Source organism: Yersinia kristensenii, assembly GCF_900460525.1.
Classification (GTDB): domain Bacteria; phylum Pseudomonadota; class Gammaproteobacteria; order Enterobacterales; family Enterobacteriaceae; genus Yersinia; species Yersinia kristensenii.
Window position 1 is genome coordinate 877,596 of sequence record NZ_UHIY01000001.1, and the last position, 18,268, is coordinate 895,863.

An 18,268-nucleotide genomic window follows, 5' to 3' on the forward strand; every position below is an offset into this window, starting at 1 on the left:
CCTTTCGCTTACGACTGTGGAATAGTGAGGGTTTGCCCCAGTTGGACATTCCCTGACTTTATCTTATTCGCCCGCTCAATCTCACTCATCGACACACCATATCTGGCAGCAATAGCCGACAATGTATCACCGCGTTTTACCTGATGTTTAACCGGCTGGCTTTTGCTCGGCTTTGCTTTAGCCACTGCTCTTGGCGCGGCAGCCGCAGCGGTGCCCGAGGCGGGAACTTTCAAGCGCTGCCCGACCCAGACGACATCATTTTTCAGGGTGTTATTTTGCCGCAACAGCGCCATGCTGACGCCGTATTGGCTAGCAATACCGGATAAGGTTTCACCACGCTGTACTTTATGAATCTGACTTTTACCCGTCGCAGCGGGTTTGGCGGCAGATGGCCTGCCGCTGCTTGCTATGTTGTTAACCACCGGCTCTGGCTGGCTAACACTTGAGCGCTGTGAAGATGAATCAACCGCCGCGGTTTCAATAAGCGGGCGGTTTTCGACCTTTGGGTCGGCTTGTAGCGGATGCGCAAGGAAATAACTGCGCAAACCTTTATAAATGGCTTGAGCAATTTTCTCCTGATACGCGCTACTGCCAAGCAGCCGCTCCTCCGTACTATTACTGATAAAGCCGGTTTCCACTAATAATGACGGAATATCCGGTGAACGTAACACCCCAAGACTGGCGTGTTCAGGCCGACGTTTATGAATGTCTCCCACTCTTTGCAGCTCATTGAGCACTTTGGTGGCGACGTCATAGCCCACCCGCTGTGAGTGACCAAATTGTAAATCCAATACCGCCTGACTTAAATAAGGGTCAGAGGCGGTGTTGGCCAGCACATCGCCAGCACCACCGAGCAATTCGGATTGCTTTTCATGCTGTTCCAGCCAGTTACCCATTTCACTGTTAGCGCGGCGATTCGACAAGACCCACACTGACGCTCCGGTTGCGCTGCGGTTAGGTGCCGCATCAGCATGAATGGAGACCAACACGTTAGCGCCCTGCTTACGCGCCACATCAGAGCGGCCCATCACCGAAATGAAGTAATCGCCATTGCGGGTTAACACCGGTTTAAACATCGGGTCACTGTTAAGCAGCGCTTCAAGCCGACGGGCGATAGCAATAGTCACACTCTTCTCTTGCAAGCCATTTTGTCCAATAGCGCCGGGGTCTTGGCCACCGTGACCAGCATCAATAGCCACCACCACACGGGAGCTGTTCGCAGCACTGGCGGTATTGGTCTGGCGGGCAGTTTTTATCGGCCGTGCAGTATTCGTCGTGATGTTCTCGCTGCTCACCACCACCGTCGGCTTGTTGTTAAACGGATTTTTAGCTACTGACGTGGTATTAGCGCTGGTGATCCGTGATTCCGCATTCGTCGCCGGTGCAGTTAACCGCCCGGCGTTGGGGCTCGGCGTATTGGTTTGGTTCAGCGGCGCATTATTTTGGCTTAATGTGGGCTGCGTTTGCCGCACCGGCGCACTGGCCGCCGCAGTCATGGTGATCACCACGGTGTAATTGTTGCCCGACTGCTGAGTCACCGCGCGAGTTTTGACTTTTTGTGTCAGTTCCAGCACCAAACGGGTGCTTTGTTCATCTTTCGGGGTACTGGAGCGAATTCTTTTCAGCAGATTCTGCCCACTGAATTCCAGGGGTAATCCGGAAAGATTGCCGCTTTGACGGACATCAAGCACCACCCGCTCAGGTGAATTTAAAGAAAAGAAAGCATACACCGGCTGACCATCAAAACTGAGTGTCACTTTGCTTTCAGTCGGGCCATTGTTGACCTTAATGTCGGTAAGTTTGGCGGCAAATGCGGAAGGCAGAGCAAATAAACTCACCATAATCAGCATGACGGCTGCCAATGATGGCTGCCAGAAAGTCTTTTTCGTCCAACAACCTGGTCGCGTTAAGCAATTAAATCGCATAATGCTATGCATCATTATCACATTATCCTTGCACAGCAGCTAAACGGCGCAATACATCCGCACCGGCATCAGAAAGGGCTACCAGGCGGGCCTCGCGGGCCTCGGCCTGATAAGCTAAATGCAGCTCGACATCCGCCTGAGGTAAGAATCCAGCCCCTTGTTGTGGCCATTCCACCAGACAAATTGCTTGCTTATCAAAGTAATCACGAATACCCATAAACTCCAGCTCTTCGGGGTCAGCCAGACGATACAGGTCAAAATGGTAAACCGGCCTTGGGGCTAACGCGTAAGGTTCAACCAAGGTATAAGTCGGGCTTTTAACATGCCCAGCATGGCCAAGGGCCTGAAGAAAGCCGCGGCTAAACGTTGTTTTTCCGGCACCTAAGTCACCGAATAGATAAATAACACTGGCACCCTCGAAGGCATGAGCCAAAGCGCCTCCTAATGCAACGGTTGCTGCCTCATCGGGCAGAGGTAAAACGAGTTCTTTCATTCTGTGATATCTATTTTGCTAACTCAGGATTAACGTACTTCGGAATAACTGACAGCAAATCTGTGGCCAGTAAACCCCGGGTGCCTTGAACTTCAGCCAGTTTGTCTGCGGCAACGCCATGCACAACACAACCTGCACAGGCGGCATCATACAGCACCAGCTTTTGTGCTATCAAACTCCCAATAATACCGGACAGAATATCCCCCATACCGCCGGAGGCCATACCCGCATTACCGACATCAGCAATCGCCATCTCGCCCTGTTCACTGGCAATAAGAGTACCAGCCCCTTTCAAGACCACCACGCCACCATATTGTTTAACGATGTTACGGGCGGAAAGTAAGCGGTCACTCTCAATATCAGCGACGCGGCAACCAAGCAGGCGGGCAGCTTCACCAGGATGAGGGGTCAATACCCGATTCTGACGCTTCAGCGGATTTAATGCCAGCAAGTTGAGTGCATCAGCGTCCCATAATGCTGGTTTATCACTTTGTTGCAATAAATTCAGAGCATTTCGACCCCAATCAGATTGTCCTAATCCCGGCCCGACCACCAATACATCAGCCCAATCCATACTTTGCGCCAGGGTTTCATCGGTTAACTCCTGCACCATCAGCTCTGGACGAGCAGCTAACATCGGGGCCACATGCTCAATGTGAGTGAGTACTCGCACTAGCCCAGCACCGCTACGCAGCGCAGCTTCTCCCGCCATGCGAATCGCGCCGCCCAACCCTTTATCGCCCCCCACCAGCAATAATCGCCCATGCTCACCTTTATGAGCGCAAGGGCGGCGCGGTTTCAGCCATTGCGGCAGATTACCGGCGGTCAGGCGCTCAATTTGTACGGGTTGAGTGGCGAGCCATGGTGCCAATCCTAAATCATTGCAGTGTAAATGCCCCACCCAATCACGGGCTTGTCCCGTGAGCAAACCGGGCTTTAGGGTGACAAAAGTCAGAGTGTGATCCGCGCGAATGACTGAGCCGAGAGCCGCGCCACTGTCGGCACTCAGCCCAGACGGAATATCCAGGGAGATTTTTGCGGCATGATGGCGGTTTGCCGTGTCAATCAGCGTAGCATAAACGCTTTGCGGCGCGGCTCGCAGACCAATACCGAGTAAGCCATCAATAATTAAATCGATATGTTGTGGCCATAAGATATTAGGTTGATTAATCACGCCGCCCGCGGCCAGCCATTGAGATTGCGCCTGATGAGCTTCTGCGGGCAAGGGCCGATTGCCCGGACAAGCAATCAGCGTCACATTCAGACCCGCTGCTAATGCCCTGCTGGCAACAATGTAGCCATCGCCACCGTTATTACCGTGGCCGCATAAAATTAACCAGTGGCGCGCGGCGGGGTATTGCTTTCGCGCCAGTTCAAATGCTGCATTTCCGGCTCTCACCATCAGGTCAAATAAGCTCAGGGAGAAGTGTGCCGCGGCGATCGCCTCATTCTGGCGCACCCAGTCCGCAGAAAAAACAGAGTGTGGTAAACTGACACTGATTTGTTTCTTACTATGGTCCGTCATGGCACATCCCCTCGATCTGAATCAATTAGCCCAACATATCAAGCAATGGGGGCAATCGCTAGGTTTCCAGCAAGTCGGCATCTGCGATACAGATCTGTCAGCGGAAGAACCGCGCTTACAGGCTTGGCTTGATAAACAATATCATGGCGAAATGGCCTGGATGGCCCGCCACGGTATGCTGCGCGCGCGCCCCCATGAATTATTACCCGGAACTTTGCGGGTAATTAGCGTGCGAATGAATTATCTGCCTGCCAAGGCCGCATTTGCCAGCACATTAAAGAATGCAGAACTCGGTTATGTCAGCCGTTATGCATTAGGCCGCGACTATCATAAATTATTGCGCCAGCGCCTGAAAAAGCTGGGCGATATGATCCAGAGCTATTGCCTGGAACAGACCGGTGACGATATCAATTTCCGCCCGTTTGTCGATTCAGCCCCGATAATGGAGCGGTCACTGGCGGCTAAAGCAGGGATTGGCTGGGTTGGTAAGCACTCACTTATTTTAAATCGTGAGGCCGGATCCTGGTTCTTCTTGGGCGAGCTGCTCATTGACCTACCGCTGCCGATCGATAAACCCCAAGAAGAACAATGCGGGCGTTGTGTTGCTTGCATCACCACCTGCCCGACCGGGGCCATCGTCGCGCCCTATACTGTTGATGCGCGCCGCTGTATCTCCTATCTGACCATTGAGTTGGAGGGCGCAATACCGGAAGAGTTTCGCCCGTTAATGGGCAATCGTATTTATGGTTGTGATGATTGCCAGCTTATCTGCCCGTGGAACCGCTTTTCGCAATTAACTGACGAAGAAGATTTCAGCCCTCGTGTTGTGCTGCACACCCCACAGTTGCTGGATTTATTTAGCTGGAATGAAGAGAAGTTCTTACGGATAACCGAAGGCTCTGCCATCCGGCGAATTGGTCACCTGCGCTGGTTACGCAATATCTCAGTGGCATTGGGTAATGCGCCCTATCTCGATAATATCGTGTTGGCATTGGAAGCGCGCCGCGGCATAGATCCGATGTTAGATGAACATATTGAATGGGCCATCTCACAGCAATTGAAAAGACGGTCTACACTGATTGGGGATGTTCAATCGCCGCAGAAAAAACGGCTGGTGAGAGCGATTGAAAAAGGCCTGCCACGAGATGCCTGAAGCCGCTTTTGCCTGATATCACATGATATTGAGCAGGGTTTTTTCAATTATTTTTAATATGAATGAACCCAGACTTTTCCTGTGCATAAAAATAAAAACACCTTGGCAATCAAGTGCGAAAAAAAGCACAAGTGATCGGCATAACGTTTTTACATAAAAATATATGCAATAAAATCAAATTGTTATTAAATCAGGAATTTAAGTGGTTAAATAATGAACTGAATATAAAAACAGCAGAATCTGTGGATAACTCTGTTGAAGAAGTTAATACAATGTATGTGAAACGAGGTGCAGCGCACGATTGGGCTGTGGATAATTAAGACAAGATTGAATGAAACATTTTGGAGCGGGAAACGAGACTCGAACTCGCGACCCCGACCTTGGCAAGGTCGTGCTCTACCAACTGAGCTATTCCCGCATTGAGATGCCGTTAAAACAGCATTTGACTATCTGAAATGACCAGCGCAAAAAAATAAAAATTTGGAGCGGGAAACGAGACTCGAACTCGCGACCCCGACCTTGGCAAGGTCGTGCTCTACCAACTGAGCTATTCCCGCGTCGCTGTCATGCACTATAAAAGAAAAACAGCGCATCAACTTCTATACTTTTTATCTCTATACTGATTATTTCTTTATGACCAATCTCTTTTGATTCAAGAAATTGGAGCGGGAAACGAGACTCGAACTCGCGACCCCGACCTTGGCAAGGTCGTGCTCTACCAACTGAGCTATTCCCGCTCTGTGTCATACTTTCCAGTACTGAATCTGTTTGCGCAAGCTCGCGAATTCTTCATCGGTACGGGGTGCGCATTATACGAGAAATCCGTTTTGCCGCAAGCCCCTGAAAGCAAAAAAATCATTTTTTGATTCAAGTGCCGATTAAAACAGCAATATGCTGTTTTTACCAGCGCCTGACACAGTATATACCCAAAGTTATTGAAATTGCAGGCCGGGCTACTCGCAAGCCCCCCACAGGTTCAAGGCCGAAAGGTTCCCCAAAGTCATTGGAGTTGTAGGTAGGCAGCCAGCAAACGCGCCCCGATGAGCTTACATCAGTAAGTGATTCGGGTAAGTGCGCGCAGCTAACACCCCCACAGCTTCAAGGCCGAAAGGGACTAAGATTGAATAAAATGCTCGCGATAATAAGCAAGTTCAGCGACTGACTCGCGGATATCATCCAGTGCCTGATGAGTATTTTTCTTTTTAAAACCAGCCAGAATCTCGGGTTTCCAGCGGCGGGCCAGTTCTTTTAAGGTGCTCACGTCCAGATAACGGTAATGGAAGTAGGCTTCAAGCTCTGGCATATAACGGAACAGGAAACGCCGGTCTTGGCCCACGCTGTTACCACAAATAGGGGAAACGCCTGCCGGAACCCACTGCTTTAGAAATTCAATAGTTTGCAATTCAGCATCACTATCACTAAAGGGGCTGTCTTTAACTCGCTGAACCAACCCACTGCCGGTATGCGTGCGCACATTCCACTCATCCATTAGCCCAAGCTGCTCATCAGACTGGTGGACGGCCAACACCGGGCCTTCTGCCAGGATATTCAGGTTAGCATCAGTAACCAGAGTAGCTATCTCAATGATCCGATCCCGCAGCGGATCAAGACCGGTCATTTCCAGATCGATCCAGATTAGATTATTTTGATTTTCTGTCATGATTTTTCCTACCTGTTAGCCGGTGAGACTACCGAACAAACGGTTAATTGATAAAATAATGTGTATCATAGCCCTTTTGGTCGCAACCAGCGATATATGCAGATTCAAGTGAGGCACAGTGAGTAAGAATAAACTGTCGAAAGGTCAGCAACGCCGTGTACAGGCTAACCATCAGCGCCGGCTACGCACTGATAGAAAACCTGAGTTAGATGACTCTCAGCTTGGCGATGCGCAAGAAGGTATCGTAATCAGTCGTTTCGGTCAGCATGCCGATGTGGAAGCTGCCGATGGTGTTCAGCACCGTTGTAATATCCGTCGCACTATCAAGTCACTGGTGACGGGTGACCGTGTGGTCTGGCGTCCCGGCCTGCAAGCGCAGGAAGGTGTGCGCGTTAAAGGTATTGTCGAAGCCGTTCACGAGCGGACATCCGTTCTAACACGCCCTGATCTGTATGACGGTGTGAAGCCGATCGCCGCGAATATTAATCAGATCGTGATCGTTTCGGCGATCTTGCCCGAACTTTCGCTTAATATCATCGACCGCTATCTGGTGGCCTGTGAAACATTAGATGTCGAGCCGTTAATTGTACTGAATAAAATCGATTTACTGGACGCCGACGGCCGCAAATTCGTCGATGGCATGATGGATATCTATCGCCGGATTGGCTACAACGTATTGGAAGTTTCCAGCCAAACCCGTGAGGGGATGGAAGCTTTTGAACAGGCGCTGGCTGGGCGGATAAGTATTTTTGCCGGTCAGTCTGGGGTAGGTAAATCCAGCCTATTGAATGCCTTGTTACCACCAACAGATAATGAAATTCTGGTCAATACCGTGTCCGACAACTCAGGGCTGGGCCAGCACACCACTACCGCCGCTCGTTTATATCACTTCCAGCATGGTGGTGATGTGATTGATTCACCGGGAGTACGTGAGTTTGGCCTGTGGCATCTGGCTCCGGAACAAATTACGCAAGGATTTGTCGAATTCCGTGATTATCTTGGTCATTGCAAGTTCCGCGATTGTAGCCACACCACCGATCCCGGCTGCGCACTGCGTGAAGCAGTAGAGCAAGGTAAAATTGCCGAGGAACGCTTTGATAATTATCATCGAATTCTGGAAAGTATGGAGCAGGCGAAGCCACGCAAGACATCAGATAGTGACGAGAAATGATGTCTCCTGTCGGCCCCCAATTTCATAGATAACCGTCAGTTTTATAGATAACCGTCAGTTTTATAGATGAAAAGTCGTGGGCGCAGACCAATACTATGCGCCCCCAATTTTTAAGATTCATAGTCAATTCTAGAGGTCTACGTGCTGGATAGTCTCAAAATCAGATTACAATATTTACTTCCTAAGCTTGGTCTGACCCGTTTGGCGGGCTGGGGCGCAGATAAACAAGGTGGCTGGTTGACGCAACTGGTCATCAAGGCGTTTGCCCGCTATTACAAAGTTGATATGAAAGAAGCGCAAGCCCCTGAATTCTCTGCTTATCGTACATTTAACGAATTCTTTGTCCGCCCGCTACGCGCCGGTGCACGCCCGATTGTTGCTGAAGAAAATCTATTAGCTCAACCGGCTGATGGCGCTATCAGTCAGTTAGGCACCATTCATGATGGGCAAATCTTGCAGGCAAAAAGCCACAACTACAGCGTGGAAGCTTTGCTAGCAGGTAACTATATGCTGGCTGCTGAGTTCCAGAATGGGCAGTTTGTCACGACCTATCTGGCTCCGCGCGATTATCACCGGGTGCATATGCCATGTGATGGTGTATTGCGGGAAATGATTTATGTGCCGGGTGATTTATTCTCGGTCAATCCATTGACCGCAGCGAATGTTCCTAACCTGTTCGCCCGTAACGAGCGCGTCATTTGTATCTTTGACACCGCCTTTGGCCCAATGGCGCAAATTCTGGTGGGTGCCACTATCGTGGGCAGCATAGAAACCGTCTGGGCGGGCACTATTACCCCACCACGCGAAGGGGTTATTCGCCGCTGGACTTACCCACAGGCCGGGGCTGAAGGTGCTGTCGTGCTAGAGAAAGGGCAAGAAATGGGCCGCTTTAAATTGGGCTCGACGGTGATTAACTTGTTTGCTGAGGGCAAAGTTCATTTAGCGCCACAGTTAAACAGCGGCTCAGTGACCCGCATGGGTGAAGTATTAGCCGAAGCTATCCCCGCGACCCCGCCGTGCTAGTTTTCGGCTAACAAGACATTGATGTTAAGGAACCCTTACGTGCGCCTAATAATTTCATGGTTTTCTGCAATTTTACTGTCATTGGTAATGTTGTTGTCCCTGCCGCTTCATGCGGCAACTCAGCCAAATGAAGATCAGCTCAGACAAGAGCTGAAACAGGCTGAAGCCAATAAAGGGATGGTAAATCAAGCAGAAATTGTTCAGGCGCTGCAAGGGGCCCTCAGTTGGTTAGCGGATGCGAAAGAGTCTGATATCCGCGCCCAGCAGTATCAAAAAGCGATTGATGACTTTCCTAAGCTCACCCGTGAGTTACGCCAACAATTGGCACAGGAAGGGGATAAACCTCTGCCGGTCCCTAACAATCTGTCCACGTCCGAACTGGAACAGCAAGTGCTGCAAGTCAGCAGCCAATTATTAGAGTTGAGCCGCCTGTCACAGCAGGAACAAGACCGCGCACGGGAAATCAGTGAGTCACTGAATCAGCTACCGCAACAGCAATCAGAAGCCCGGCGCATTCTGACAGAAATCAGCACACGACTTCAGGCGCAAAGTAGCCCCGCGACCCCAGTAGCCCAAGCGCAGTTGGCCTTATTACAAGCTGAAGCCGTGGCCCGCAAAGCGAAAGCCAATGAGCTGGAACTTTCTCAACTCTCCGCCAATAATCGCCAAGAGCTTTCCCGGCTACGGGCCGAGTTATACAAAAAGCGTCAGGAGCGGGTCGATGCCCAACTCCAGAGCTTGCGTAACAACCTGAATAGTCAGCGCCAACAAGCGGCAGAACAAGCGCTCGAGCGCACAGAATTACTGGCCGAACAAGGCGGTGATTTACCTGAATCGATTACCCAGCAGTTGCAAATAAACCGCGATTTGTCTCAAGCGCTGAATCAGCAAGTACAGCGCATTGACCTTATTTCCTCGCAGCAACGCCAGGCTGTCACACAAACTCAGCAGGTTCGGCAGGCACTTAGCACTATCCGTGAGCAGGCGCAGTGGTTGGGTGTTTCAACCGCGTTAGGTGAAGCATTGCGAGCACAAGTCGCGAGGTTGCCAGATGTGCCCAAAAATCAGCAATTGGATCGCGATATGGCCCAGTTGCGGGTTCAGCGTCTGCAATATGAAGATATGCTGGAGAAGTTACAGCAGCAAAATACCCGGCTCATGCAAGACGACGGCACGCCATTGACCACGGAACAACAGCGGATTCTGGATGCCCAATTACGCACCCAACGCGAGTTATTGAACTCTCTGTTATCCGGTTATGACACTCAGATTCTTGAGCTGACCAAGCTGAAAGTGGCCAACAGCCAATTAGTGGACGCCTTAAGCGAAGTGCGCGAGGCCACCCATCGTTACCTGTTTTGGGTCGCGGATGTTAGCCCGATATCACTCTCTTACCCGCTTAACGTCGCCCATGATCTCACTCGCTTGCTGTCACTGGACACCCTTTCGCAGCTCAGCCAAGCCTTTGTCATGATGATGACTAGCCAAGAAACATTGCTGCCAATTATTGGCGCACTGCTGTTTGTCGGCTTCAGTATCAGTTCTCGGCGTCATTATCATGCTTTCCTCGAGCGGGCCAGCAGCCGTGTTGGTAAGGTTACACAAGACCATTTCTCCCTGACATTACGCACCGTATTTTGGTCCATTCTGATGGCGCTGCCGTTGCCTGTCTTATGGGCAGCAGTCGGGTATGGTTTGCAAAATGCCTGGTCGTATCCGATGGCTATCGCCATTGGCAATGCCGTCACCGCGACCGTGCCGGTGCTGTGGGTGTTTATGATAAGCGCCTCATTTGCCCATCCCCATGGCCTGTTCATTACCCACTTCCGCTGGTCACCGACCCAAGTGGGGCGGGCAATGCGTTTCTATCGCATGTCAGTGTGGTTGATTATCCCATTGATGATGGCCCTGATTACCTTCGAGAATTATAACGACCGCGAATTCGCTGGCACACTGGGCCGGTTGTGCTTTATTTTGCTGTGTATTGCCTTAAGTTTGGTTACCAACAGCTTGAAACGGGCGGGTATCCCACTCTATCTGGATAAAAAAGGTTCTGGCGATAATATCGTTAACACCGCACTGTGGGGGCTGTTGCTGTCTGCCCCCTTGGTGGCAGCGTTTGCATCTGCACTGGGTTATCTCACCACATCACAGGCATTGTTAGCCCGTCTGGAGACCTCGGTCGCTATCTGGTTCTTCCTGTTGGTGGTTTATCATATTATCCGCCGCTGGATGCTGATTCAGCGCCGCCGTATTGCCTTTGATCGCGCCAAACAGCGCCGTGCTGATATTCTGGCGCAACGTGCCCGTGGCGAAGACGATACCACGCCACACAATAACAGCACGGAAGGTTCCATTGATGTTGAAGAACCGGTGATTGATCTGGATGTCATCAGTGCGCAGTCTCTGCGGCTGGTGCGATCCATTCTGACCATGATCGCGTTAGTTTCTGTGATAGTGCTGTGGTCTGAGATTCACTCAGCTTTTGGTTTCCTGGAAAATATTCGCTTGTGGGATTCTTCATCGACAATAAATGGTATTGAATCAGTACAGGCGATCACCATGGGATCACTGCTGATCGCTATTCTGGTGATGATCGTCACAACCCAACTGGTGCGTAACTTCCCAGCGTTGCTGGAGTTGGCACTGTTACAACACTTAGATCTGACACCTGGAACCGGTTATGCCATCTCCACGATTACCAAATATCTATTGATACTGATCGGAGGTTTGGTCGGTTTTTCTATGCTGGGGATCGAATGGGCGAAATTCCAGTGGCTAGTTGCCGCACTGGGTTTGGGGTTAGGCTTTGGTTTGCAGGAGATTTTCGCCAACTTCGTCTCCGGCTTGATAATCTTGTTTGAAAAACCGATCCGGATCGGCGATACCGTGACTATCCGTGACCTCACCGGTAGCGTCACCAAAATTAATACTCGCGCCACAACCATCTCAGATTGGGATCGTAAAGAAATTATTGTGCCGAATAAGGCCTTTATTACTGAGCAATTTATTAACTGGTCGCTGTCAGATTCCATTACCCGTGTGGTCTTGACCGTACCGGCCCCAGCAGAAACCAGCAGCGAGGAAGTGACGGAAGTATTACTGACCGCCGCGCGCCGCTGCACCTTGGTCTTGGATAACCCACCACCGGAGGTCTATTTGGTCGATCTCCAGCAAGGGATCCAGATTTTCGAACTGCGTATTTATGCCGCCGAAATGGGCCATCGTATGCCACTGCGCCATGAAATTCATCAGTTGATTCTGGCCGGTTACCGCGAGCACGGCATCACCCTGCCATTCCCTCCATTCCAGGCCCGTCTGGAAACTTTGGGCCGTGGGCGCGTGGTGTCTTCGAATCGCAACCGCACGCCGGGCAGTTTGTAAGATCAATAAGGCTCTTTTCCTAATGAAAATAGCCTGTTGAAGTTACTTTATTTAGGGTGACATAATGCCCAAAGAAAATAGACAATGTCCAATCCAGAGCTGGAATTTGGCATTGTCCCCATTAGCCACTTATTTTGAGGGACGTCTTGATAAAGTGATAACGCTATAATGATTTTAAGGTGGCATTCTCACTTTAACCGATCATATCAGGATAACGGATTACTCCCTCTTCCCGCCAAAAACGTCAGTGGGGTGACAACTGATAATGTGTTTTCAGTGTTGCGCCCGCCGTATAAGAATAAGGCTATAGCCCTTTATGTTCTTTTCAGTGACGGTTTCTTTCCCCAACATAACTTTTCTTATAAAAAGGCATTATCTGGAACCGGGTATCCATATCTCGATAGCCGCCCCCACGCCCAACCTGGTATTCAACTCATCATCGGCCGGGTTATTCCCAGTCATATTTTCCGGTAGAGACAGGCGTGTAATACCGAAAAAATACTGGGCAACGCCAAAGTTTTTTCTTCCGGTAAATAGCCAGATCCTGCTCCAGTTTTTTTGACATCAACGATACCTACCGAGTAAAACACGGTGAAGAAAATCCGTGTAATAAGAAATTTATTTTAAATAAAAAAATAAATCACCTCTGGATTCAATCGCTATTTATCTATTTAAAATAAAACAAAAGTACAATAGTTATATATCTGTTTGAATTATTATTAGTTAATGAAAGATTGCCAGTCTTATTATTAATTAAAGTCATAATGAATAATAATCCAACTAATTTAATTATATGTATATATATTTTTTTACTTATTAAGTCTTACCAATTCATTCTTGGTTACGTTCGATTGTCATTAATCTATCACAACATAATCGATCTGTAAAAACGATCGATAGATGACATCTAATAGGTTTTATCTATTAAAAACAAAAAAATGATCTGTAAAAACAATTTGATCAATATTTGATGATCTACTTAAATGCTGAGAGCTATCACGAATAGCTATTTTTATTAAATCATTATTTAACTAATGTATTACCTCGTATATTAAATTATGCGCAAGGTATTATTGATGGAGAATTAATATTGTGAAAAATAAATTCATGCTGCTGCCATTGACTGTATTACTTGCAAGCTCTTCGTCATTTGCGGCAAGTACCGGTATTGTTAATTTTAACGGTTCAGTAACGGATACCACCTGTGATTTGGTAGTACTAAATAATGATGGTACTCAGGCCAACGATATTGACCTTGGTGTTGTTTCTGCAACGACTTTAACTGGGGCGGCGGCAAAATCTGAGGATGTTAACTTCACCCTTCGTCCGGCTACTGGTGCGGCGCAAGCCTGTACTGATGGCTCTAAAACCCTTGAGCTGACTTTCACTGGGCCATGGGACTCTTCAAATAATCTTGCTAATGAAAACGGTACAGCGCGCGGCGTATCCGTCAAGCTGGAAGGTATGACCAACGGTAATAACTGGCAGACTTTCAGTGCTAATCACCAAACCGTAGATCAAATGGATCTGGCCGCCAATACAGGCGCTATTTCATTGCGTGCACACATGGTTCCAACTGGTGGTGGTGCAGCTGTAACTGCGGGTTCAGTGACGTCTCACGCGACATTCAGCGCGGTATATAAATAATAGTCAATACTATTTACGCCCTAAGTAAACAGACGTCTTATTTTAGATAGTAGTGTTATTTTGACAGGCTTATGGCGTCAAACACCCGGTAAATACCGGGTGTTTGTTTAATATATATTTTCTGTTCATCTGTAAGTTTATAAATACAGAATTTTAATTCACTTTCTTAATTGGGGAGTGGGAGGGCATTTTGTGAAAAAAAATATATGCCTTATATTTCCATTAGTTTTCCAGACAGCCGTCCATGCGGAAAAACAAGATTTTAATATCAGTTTTATCCGTGGCGGTGGGGAAATTCCCGCTGTATTTAAGCAGGGATATGGCGAGATTGTTCCGGGGGAATATCTTGCCGACATTTATTTAAACGATAAAAAAATCGGCCGGGACAATATTATTCTCAAAGATGATGATAAACGAGGAGTTTGTCTGTCGACGGACTTTCTGGCCAAGAATGGTATCCATATTGAACCCGAGTTTTTTAAATCGGGTTTTAATGCTGTGCGTGGTTGCTACATATTGAGTCAATTGCCCGATTCAACGGTTCATTTCGACTATGGTGCTCAGGCATTACGCCTTTCTATTCCACAGGCCGCACTGAAAGATACCCATAACGTTGACTATCGTAACTGGGATTATGGTACGAGGGGGGTGAACCTGCGTTATCTGCTGAATGCAAATAAAGGTAACCGTACCGAGGGCCAGTATTATGGCAGTATTGACGGGCATGCCAATATGGGGCGTTGGGTGTTCTCGGGTAATATGTATACCGGCAAAAACAGTGGCCCAGTCGTGCCCTATTACCAATTATCCACAGCATTGGGGGAAATCAGTGGTGATTTAGCGCTGGGTAAATTGCAAACCAGCAGTGCCATGAACAGCGGTTTCGGATTTTATGGCCTGTCTTTACGCTATAACCAGAACATGACCGGCTGGCGTAACCACAGTTATGCGCCGATTATTTCCGGGGTGGCAAAAAGTAATGCCCGTATCACTGTCACCCAATCCGGCTATACCCTCTACTCCCAGATGGTGCCTCCTGGGCCGTATGTCTTACGAGATCTGGGGATGGTAGGGAACGGCGATCTGATTGTTACCGTGCGGGAGGAGGACGGCTCGGAGTCCGTGCAGGTCTTCCCAGTGACTGTGCTGCCTTCGCTGCTGCGCCCCGGTAATATGGATTATGTTTTCAGCACCGGGATCCGTGATGACAGGCAACGAGGGCGGAATGATCCGGCCACGCGGGAGAAACTGCGCACGCCTTTTCTGCAGGGAGAAATAGACTATGGTTTTAATCCGCTAACCCTAAATACTTCGTTGGTACTGCATAAAGATTATCAAAATGCCGGTGTCGGAATAACCCGCTCAATGGGCCGTTTCGGGGCTGTCTCTGCCAGTATGCAAGGTTCCCGGGCGCACTATGCCAAAATGGGGATCACCGAGGGTTATAACGCTGCACTGAAATACGCCAAAAATCTGGCGGAATATACGACGTTACAGCTGATAGGTTATCGCTATACCAATAAAAACTATGTTGACTTCGTCGATTTTTACCCCAGCAAACGCGGTGAAAGCAATGCACGTCAGCGCTATGAAGCCCTATTTACACATCGTCTGGGCAGCGCTTATCTGAATGCTTCTTACTGGACACAGTCTTACTGGAATAGTCAAAAACAAAGCGGGGCTTCCCTGAGTCTTAGTGTCCCCGTAAAAAAAGCCTCTTTGCTATTATCGGCCAACTACAGCGATACAAATTACAACCCGGACCAGCGCGATACGTTTAGCTTCGGACTGTCTCTTGCCGTGCCGTTCAGTGCATTTAACCGCAATCACTACAGTTCGACTTCGGTGGGGTATGACAACAATCATAAGGTGAATATCAGCCAGAGTGTTTCTGGGGACGTGACAGATCGCCTGACCTATAACGTCGGGATCAACCGCTCAAGTGAGGTGGTCAGTCAATTTATTAGCAGCAGTTACAGTTTTGACAGTGCCAATACCGCCCTATCGTATTCTCAGGACAATCGCGGCGCCCGCAATATGTCTGCCCAGATTGGTGGCAGCCTGGTGCAGGCGGGAAATTCTCATCCGGTTCTGACCGCAGAACAGTATACGACGGCTGCCGTTGTTAATGTGGGAGATTTGGCGGGGGTGAGCCTGAGTTCGGGGTTACAAACCAACGGCTTTGGAGATGCTGTGGTCAATCTGCAGCCTTATACGAAAAACCAAATCTCGGTGGGGGGGGATAACCTGCCGGCTAATATTGAACTGGTAAACAGCAGTGTAAATGTCATCCCGACAGAACGGTCATTACATTTCTATCAATTTAATTATGTGGAGACGCGCCGTTACCTGCTACGAGTGCGGGATAAACTCACAAAAAAAACGTTACCTTTCAATACTTATGCAATAACCGATAAAGGTTCTGAGGCAGGGTTTGTCTCCAAAGGGGGCGTCCTTTTTGTCAGCCTGAATGATGAAAAGGTGAAAGCGCTGACCCTGACGCAACCGGATAAAACGCAATGTCGTCTGTCCCTGGCGGGGCTATCAGCCAATCAACAAACAGTACAAGAGGTGATATGTGAGAAATAATAATTGGCATAAATATCATTACAGTTTACTAGCATTCGTGCTTTCCCTGTTGTTCGTCACTCAATTAAGCCATGCAGCTTTTGTGCTTAACGGCACCCGCTTTATTTTTAATGGGGACAAGAAAGCTATTACTGTGGAGGTTGACAACCAAGGGCCGAAAACCTACGGCGGCCAAGTCTGGATAGACTCTCAGAGCGGGGATGATGCAGCAAATGTTAATTTTATGCCGGCACCAACCTTCTTTACGGTAGACAGTGGCAAAAAGCAGGTTATCAGAATATTGGGTCTGAATCTGGCCGAATTACCGCAGGATCGGGAAAGTCTATTCTGGATTAATGTGCAGGAGATCCCCCCGGCCCCGACCGGTGAAGGAAACAAGCTGGCAGTGGCTATTAACACCCGGGTGAAGCTGATTTATCGCCCAGCATCACTGATTGCCGGGCGTGTGGATGCGGAAAAAACACTGCAACTGAAAAAGAGCAGTGGATATCTTATGTTAAAAAACCCGACACCTTATTACCTTGCGATTTCCTCTGTGCAGCTGAACGGTAAGAAGATTGAGCTGAAAAAAGAAGATGATCGCAATATTGCCACGCTAAAGCCGATGAGTGAGGTCACCATCAAAACGCCGTTGGATTCCAGTGGTGAGCTTATTTTGAATGCGATTAACGATCAGGGGGGTATCCAACCTTATCCCGCCAAGGTGGTGCTATGAGCCGAGATTATTATCGTCGAAAAGTGTTGCAGATCCTGGCATTAATCTTTTTTTCACTGGGGGTTGTACAGGATGTGGCGGCCGTACTGACGCGAACTTTGCAACGGTCGGCCACCGTGGTGGTGCGCGCGAATATTATCATGAACTCCTGCCAGATTAATCAGGGGAAAGGGATCGATTCAACCATTGATTTGGGCAGCTATTCCGCTAGGGATCTAGCGAATGCACCGCAGGTCAGGGTACCGCTTGAAATTGACTGCAGTGATGACCTAGGAACACTAAACCGGGTGCAGGTGAGTCTTACACCGGTTACCGGGCAATGGAATAGAGATGGCCAATTGAAACTTCAAACCACGCAACAGCAGCAAGATATTCAGAGTTACTATCTACAACTGATGAAAAATGATGCAACGGCAATTCCTTTCAACCCCGAATATGTGGAAATCAGTGATAGCGCGCGGACGGGAAGGGTCGATGCCTCTTTTTTGGCGCAGGTCAAACCGCGCCCAGGCACAATACTGTCTGCGGGGGATTTTGGGGACTTTACCGGGGCGGTTTCTATTACCATCGCTTATCACTAGAAGGGATAACCGGAAGATAAGTCGTCAACAATTTAAGTATGGGGGTTATCTATATTACGATGTTGGGCAGAGATTATCGGCCATTACGATTTAATCATACTTATATTCTGACATCGTTGGCACGGGGATATTCCCTAAGGTTAATCATATTAATCTCAAGGTTGGTGTTTCTGTGGTAGATATATCGCAAGAACCTATTGAGGAATGGTAAATAATCATTTAAATAGGGAAATCACTTACAAGTAATATAGTGAAAATGATTAATATTTCTGTTGAGGCAATTCCGGTAGCTTATTCAAATCAGTGATATCAGTTATAAGGGACGTGCATTTTTTCGGTCCCGATCAGCTACCATGCTTTTAGCTTATTATCCAGAGGCGCTGCGCTGTCGGTGCATTTATC

13 protein-coding genes, 3 tRNA genes and 1 pseudogene are annotated in these 18,268 nt (G+C 48.7%); 10 read left to right on the top strand and 7 right to left on the bottom strand.

Annotated features, from left to right (window positions below; all coding sequences use genetic code 11):
- Positions 1-8: 8 nt before the first annotated feature.
- The 3 genes from amiB to nnr all read right to left on the bottom strand — a co-directional run bounded on the left by amiB (position 9) and on the right by nnr (position 3,943).
- A complete protein-coding gene (gene amiB / locus DX162_RS04060) occupies positions 9-1,850 on the bottom strand; it encodes an N-acetylmuramoyl-L-alanine amidase AmiB (protein ID WP_004392470.1) in 1,842 nt (613 codons plus the stop codon).
- 97 nt (positions 1,851-1,947) lie between these two features.
- On the bottom strand, positions 1,948-2,418 hold the full coding sequence (tsaE, locus tag DX162_RS04065) for a tRNA (adenosine(37)-N6)-threonylcarbamoyltransferase complex ATPase subunit type 1 TsaE (protein ID WP_004392469.1): 471 nt from the start codon (positions 2,416-2,418) through the stop codon (positions 1,948-1,950).
- 10 nt (positions 2,419-2,428) lie between these two features.
- Positions 2,429-3,943, bottom strand: a complete 1,515-nt coding sequence (gene nnr, locus DX162_RS04070; protein ID WP_004392467.1) for a bifunctional ADP-dependent NAD(P)H-hydrate dehydratase/NAD(P)H-hydrate epimerase — start codon at positions 3,941-3,943, stop codon at positions 2,429-2,431.
- Here nnr and queG point away from each other — a divergent pair.
- Both queG and DX162_RS22265 read left to right on the top strand, forming a co-directional pair.
- Complete coding sequence (queG, locus tag DX162_RS04075) at positions 3,942-5,096, top strand: tRNA epoxyqueuosine(34) reductase QueG (RefSeq protein ID WP_004392468.1); 1,155 nt, start codon at positions 3,942-3,944, stop codon at positions 5,094-5,096. The genes nnr and queG overlap by 2 nt on opposite strands.
- A 113-nt stretch (positions 5,097-5,209) precedes the next feature.
- The gene (locus DX162_RS22265; protein WP_032820824.1) at positions 5,210-5,416 is read left to right on the top strand and encodes a hypothetical protein; all 207 of its coding nucleotides are present in this window, start codon (positions 5,210-5,212) and stop codon (positions 5,414-5,416) included.
- A 22-nt stretch (positions 5,417-5,438) separates the two neighbouring features.
- Here the strand turns inward: DX162_RS22265 and DX162_RS04085 are convergent.
- The 4 genes from DX162_RS04085 to orn form a co-directional block, all read right to left on the bottom strand.
- Positions 5,439-5,514, bottom strand: a tRNA-Gly gene (locus DX162_RS04085).
- A gap of 63 nt (positions 5,515-5,577) precedes the next feature.
- Positions 5,578-5,653: transfer RNA gene (locus DX162_RS04090), tRNA-Gly, on the bottom strand.
- Between the two features lie 104 nt (positions 5,654-5,757).
- Positions 5,758-5,833 (bottom strand) — tRNA-Gly (locus tag DX162_RS04095).
- Positions 5,834-6,210: 377 nt separating this feature from the next.
- Positions 6,211-6,756: an oligoribonuclease gene (gene orn, locus DX162_RS04105; RefSeq protein ID WP_004392464.1), complete on the bottom strand. Its 546-nt coding sequence runs from the start codon at positions 6,754-6,756 to the stop codon at positions 6,211-6,213.
- A 118-nt stretch (positions 6,757-6,874) separates the two neighbouring features.
- Here orn and rsgA point away from each other — a divergent pair, with 118 nt between their 5' ends.
- The 8 genes and pseudogenes from rsgA to DX162_RS04145 all read left to right on the top strand — a co-directional run bounded on the left by rsgA (position 6,875) and on the right by DX162_RS04145 (position 17,866).
- Complete coding sequence (gene rsgA, locus DX162_RS04110; protein ID WP_004392462.1) at positions 6,875-7,927, top strand: small ribosomal subunit biogenesis GTPase RsgA; 1,053 nt, start codon at positions 6,875-6,877, stop codon at positions 7,925-7,927.
- Between the two features lie 141 nt (positions 7,928-8,068).
- A complete protein-coding gene (gene asd / locus DX162_RS04115; protein WP_004392461.1) occupies positions 8,069-8,950 on the top strand; it encodes an archaetidylserine decarboxylase in 882 nt (293 codons plus the stop codon).
- Positions 8,951-8,989: 39 nt separating this feature from the next.
- Positions 8,990-12,334 carry a miniconductance mechanosensitive channel MscM gene (mscM, locus tag DX162_RS04120; RefSeq protein ID WP_032820822.1) on the top strand — a complete coding sequence of 1,115 codons (3,345 nt, stop codon included), beginning with the start codon at positions 8,990-8,992 and terminating at the stop codon, positions 12,332-12,334.
- Positions 12,335-12,343: 9 nt separating this feature from the next.
- Positions 12,344-12,503: pseudogene (locus DX162_RS22535) on the top strand (IS256 family transposase); the annotation flags it as partial.
- A gap of 923 nt (positions 12,504-13,426) precedes the next feature.
- Positions 13,427-13,981 (top strand): fimbrial protein, encoded by a 555-nt coding sequence (locus DX162_RS04130; protein WP_004392458.1) that lies wholly within the window; start codon positions 13,427-13,429, stop codon positions 13,979-13,981.
- A gap of 192 nt (positions 13,982-14,173) precedes the next feature.
- Positions 14,174-16,570 (top strand): PefC/AfrB family outer membrane usher protein, encoded by a 2,397-nt coding sequence (pefC, locus tag DX162_RS04135; protein ID WP_032820821.1) that lies wholly within the window; start codon positions 14,174-14,176, stop codon positions 16,568-16,570.
- The gene (locus DX162_RS04140) at positions 16,560-17,285 is read left to right on the top strand and encodes a fimbrial chaperone (protein ID WP_050413829.1); all 726 of its coding nucleotides are present in this window, start codon (positions 16,560-16,562) and stop codon (positions 17,283-17,285) included. The genes pefC and DX162_RS04140 overlap by 11 nt, the downstream gene beginning before the upstream one ends.
- Complete coding sequence (locus DX162_RS04145) at positions 17,282-17,866, top strand: fimbrial protein (RefSeq protein ID WP_032820820.1); 585 nt, start codon at positions 17,282-17,284, stop codon at positions 17,864-17,866. Before DX162_RS04140 ends, DX162_RS04145 begins: the two co-directional genes overlap by 4 nt.
- Positions 17,867-18,268: the final 402 nt, after the last annotated feature.

Coding starts and splice junctions, on each gene's coding strand:
- amiB (WP_004392470.1), bottom strand. CDS start 1,850: ATGCTGATTATGGTGAGTTTATTTGCTCTGCCTTCCGCATTTGCCGCC.
- tsaE (WP_004392469.1), bottom strand. CDS start 2,418: ATGAAAGAACTCGTTTTACCTCTGCCCGATGAGGCAGCAACCGTTGCA.
- queG (WP_004392468.1), top strand. CDS start 3,942: ATGGCACATCCCCTCGATCTGAATCAATTAGCCCAACATATCAAGCAA.
- nnr (WP_004392467.1), bottom strand. CDS start 3,943: ATGACGGACCATAGTAAGAAACAAATCAGTGTCAGTTTACCACACTCT.
- orn (WP_004392464.1), bottom strand. CDS start 6,756: ATGACAGAAAATCAAAATAATCTAATCTGGATCGATCTGGAAATGACC.
- DX162_RS04145 (WP_032820820.1), top strand. CDS start 17,282: ATGAGCCGAGATTATTATCGTCGAAAAGTGTTGCAGATCCTGGCATTA.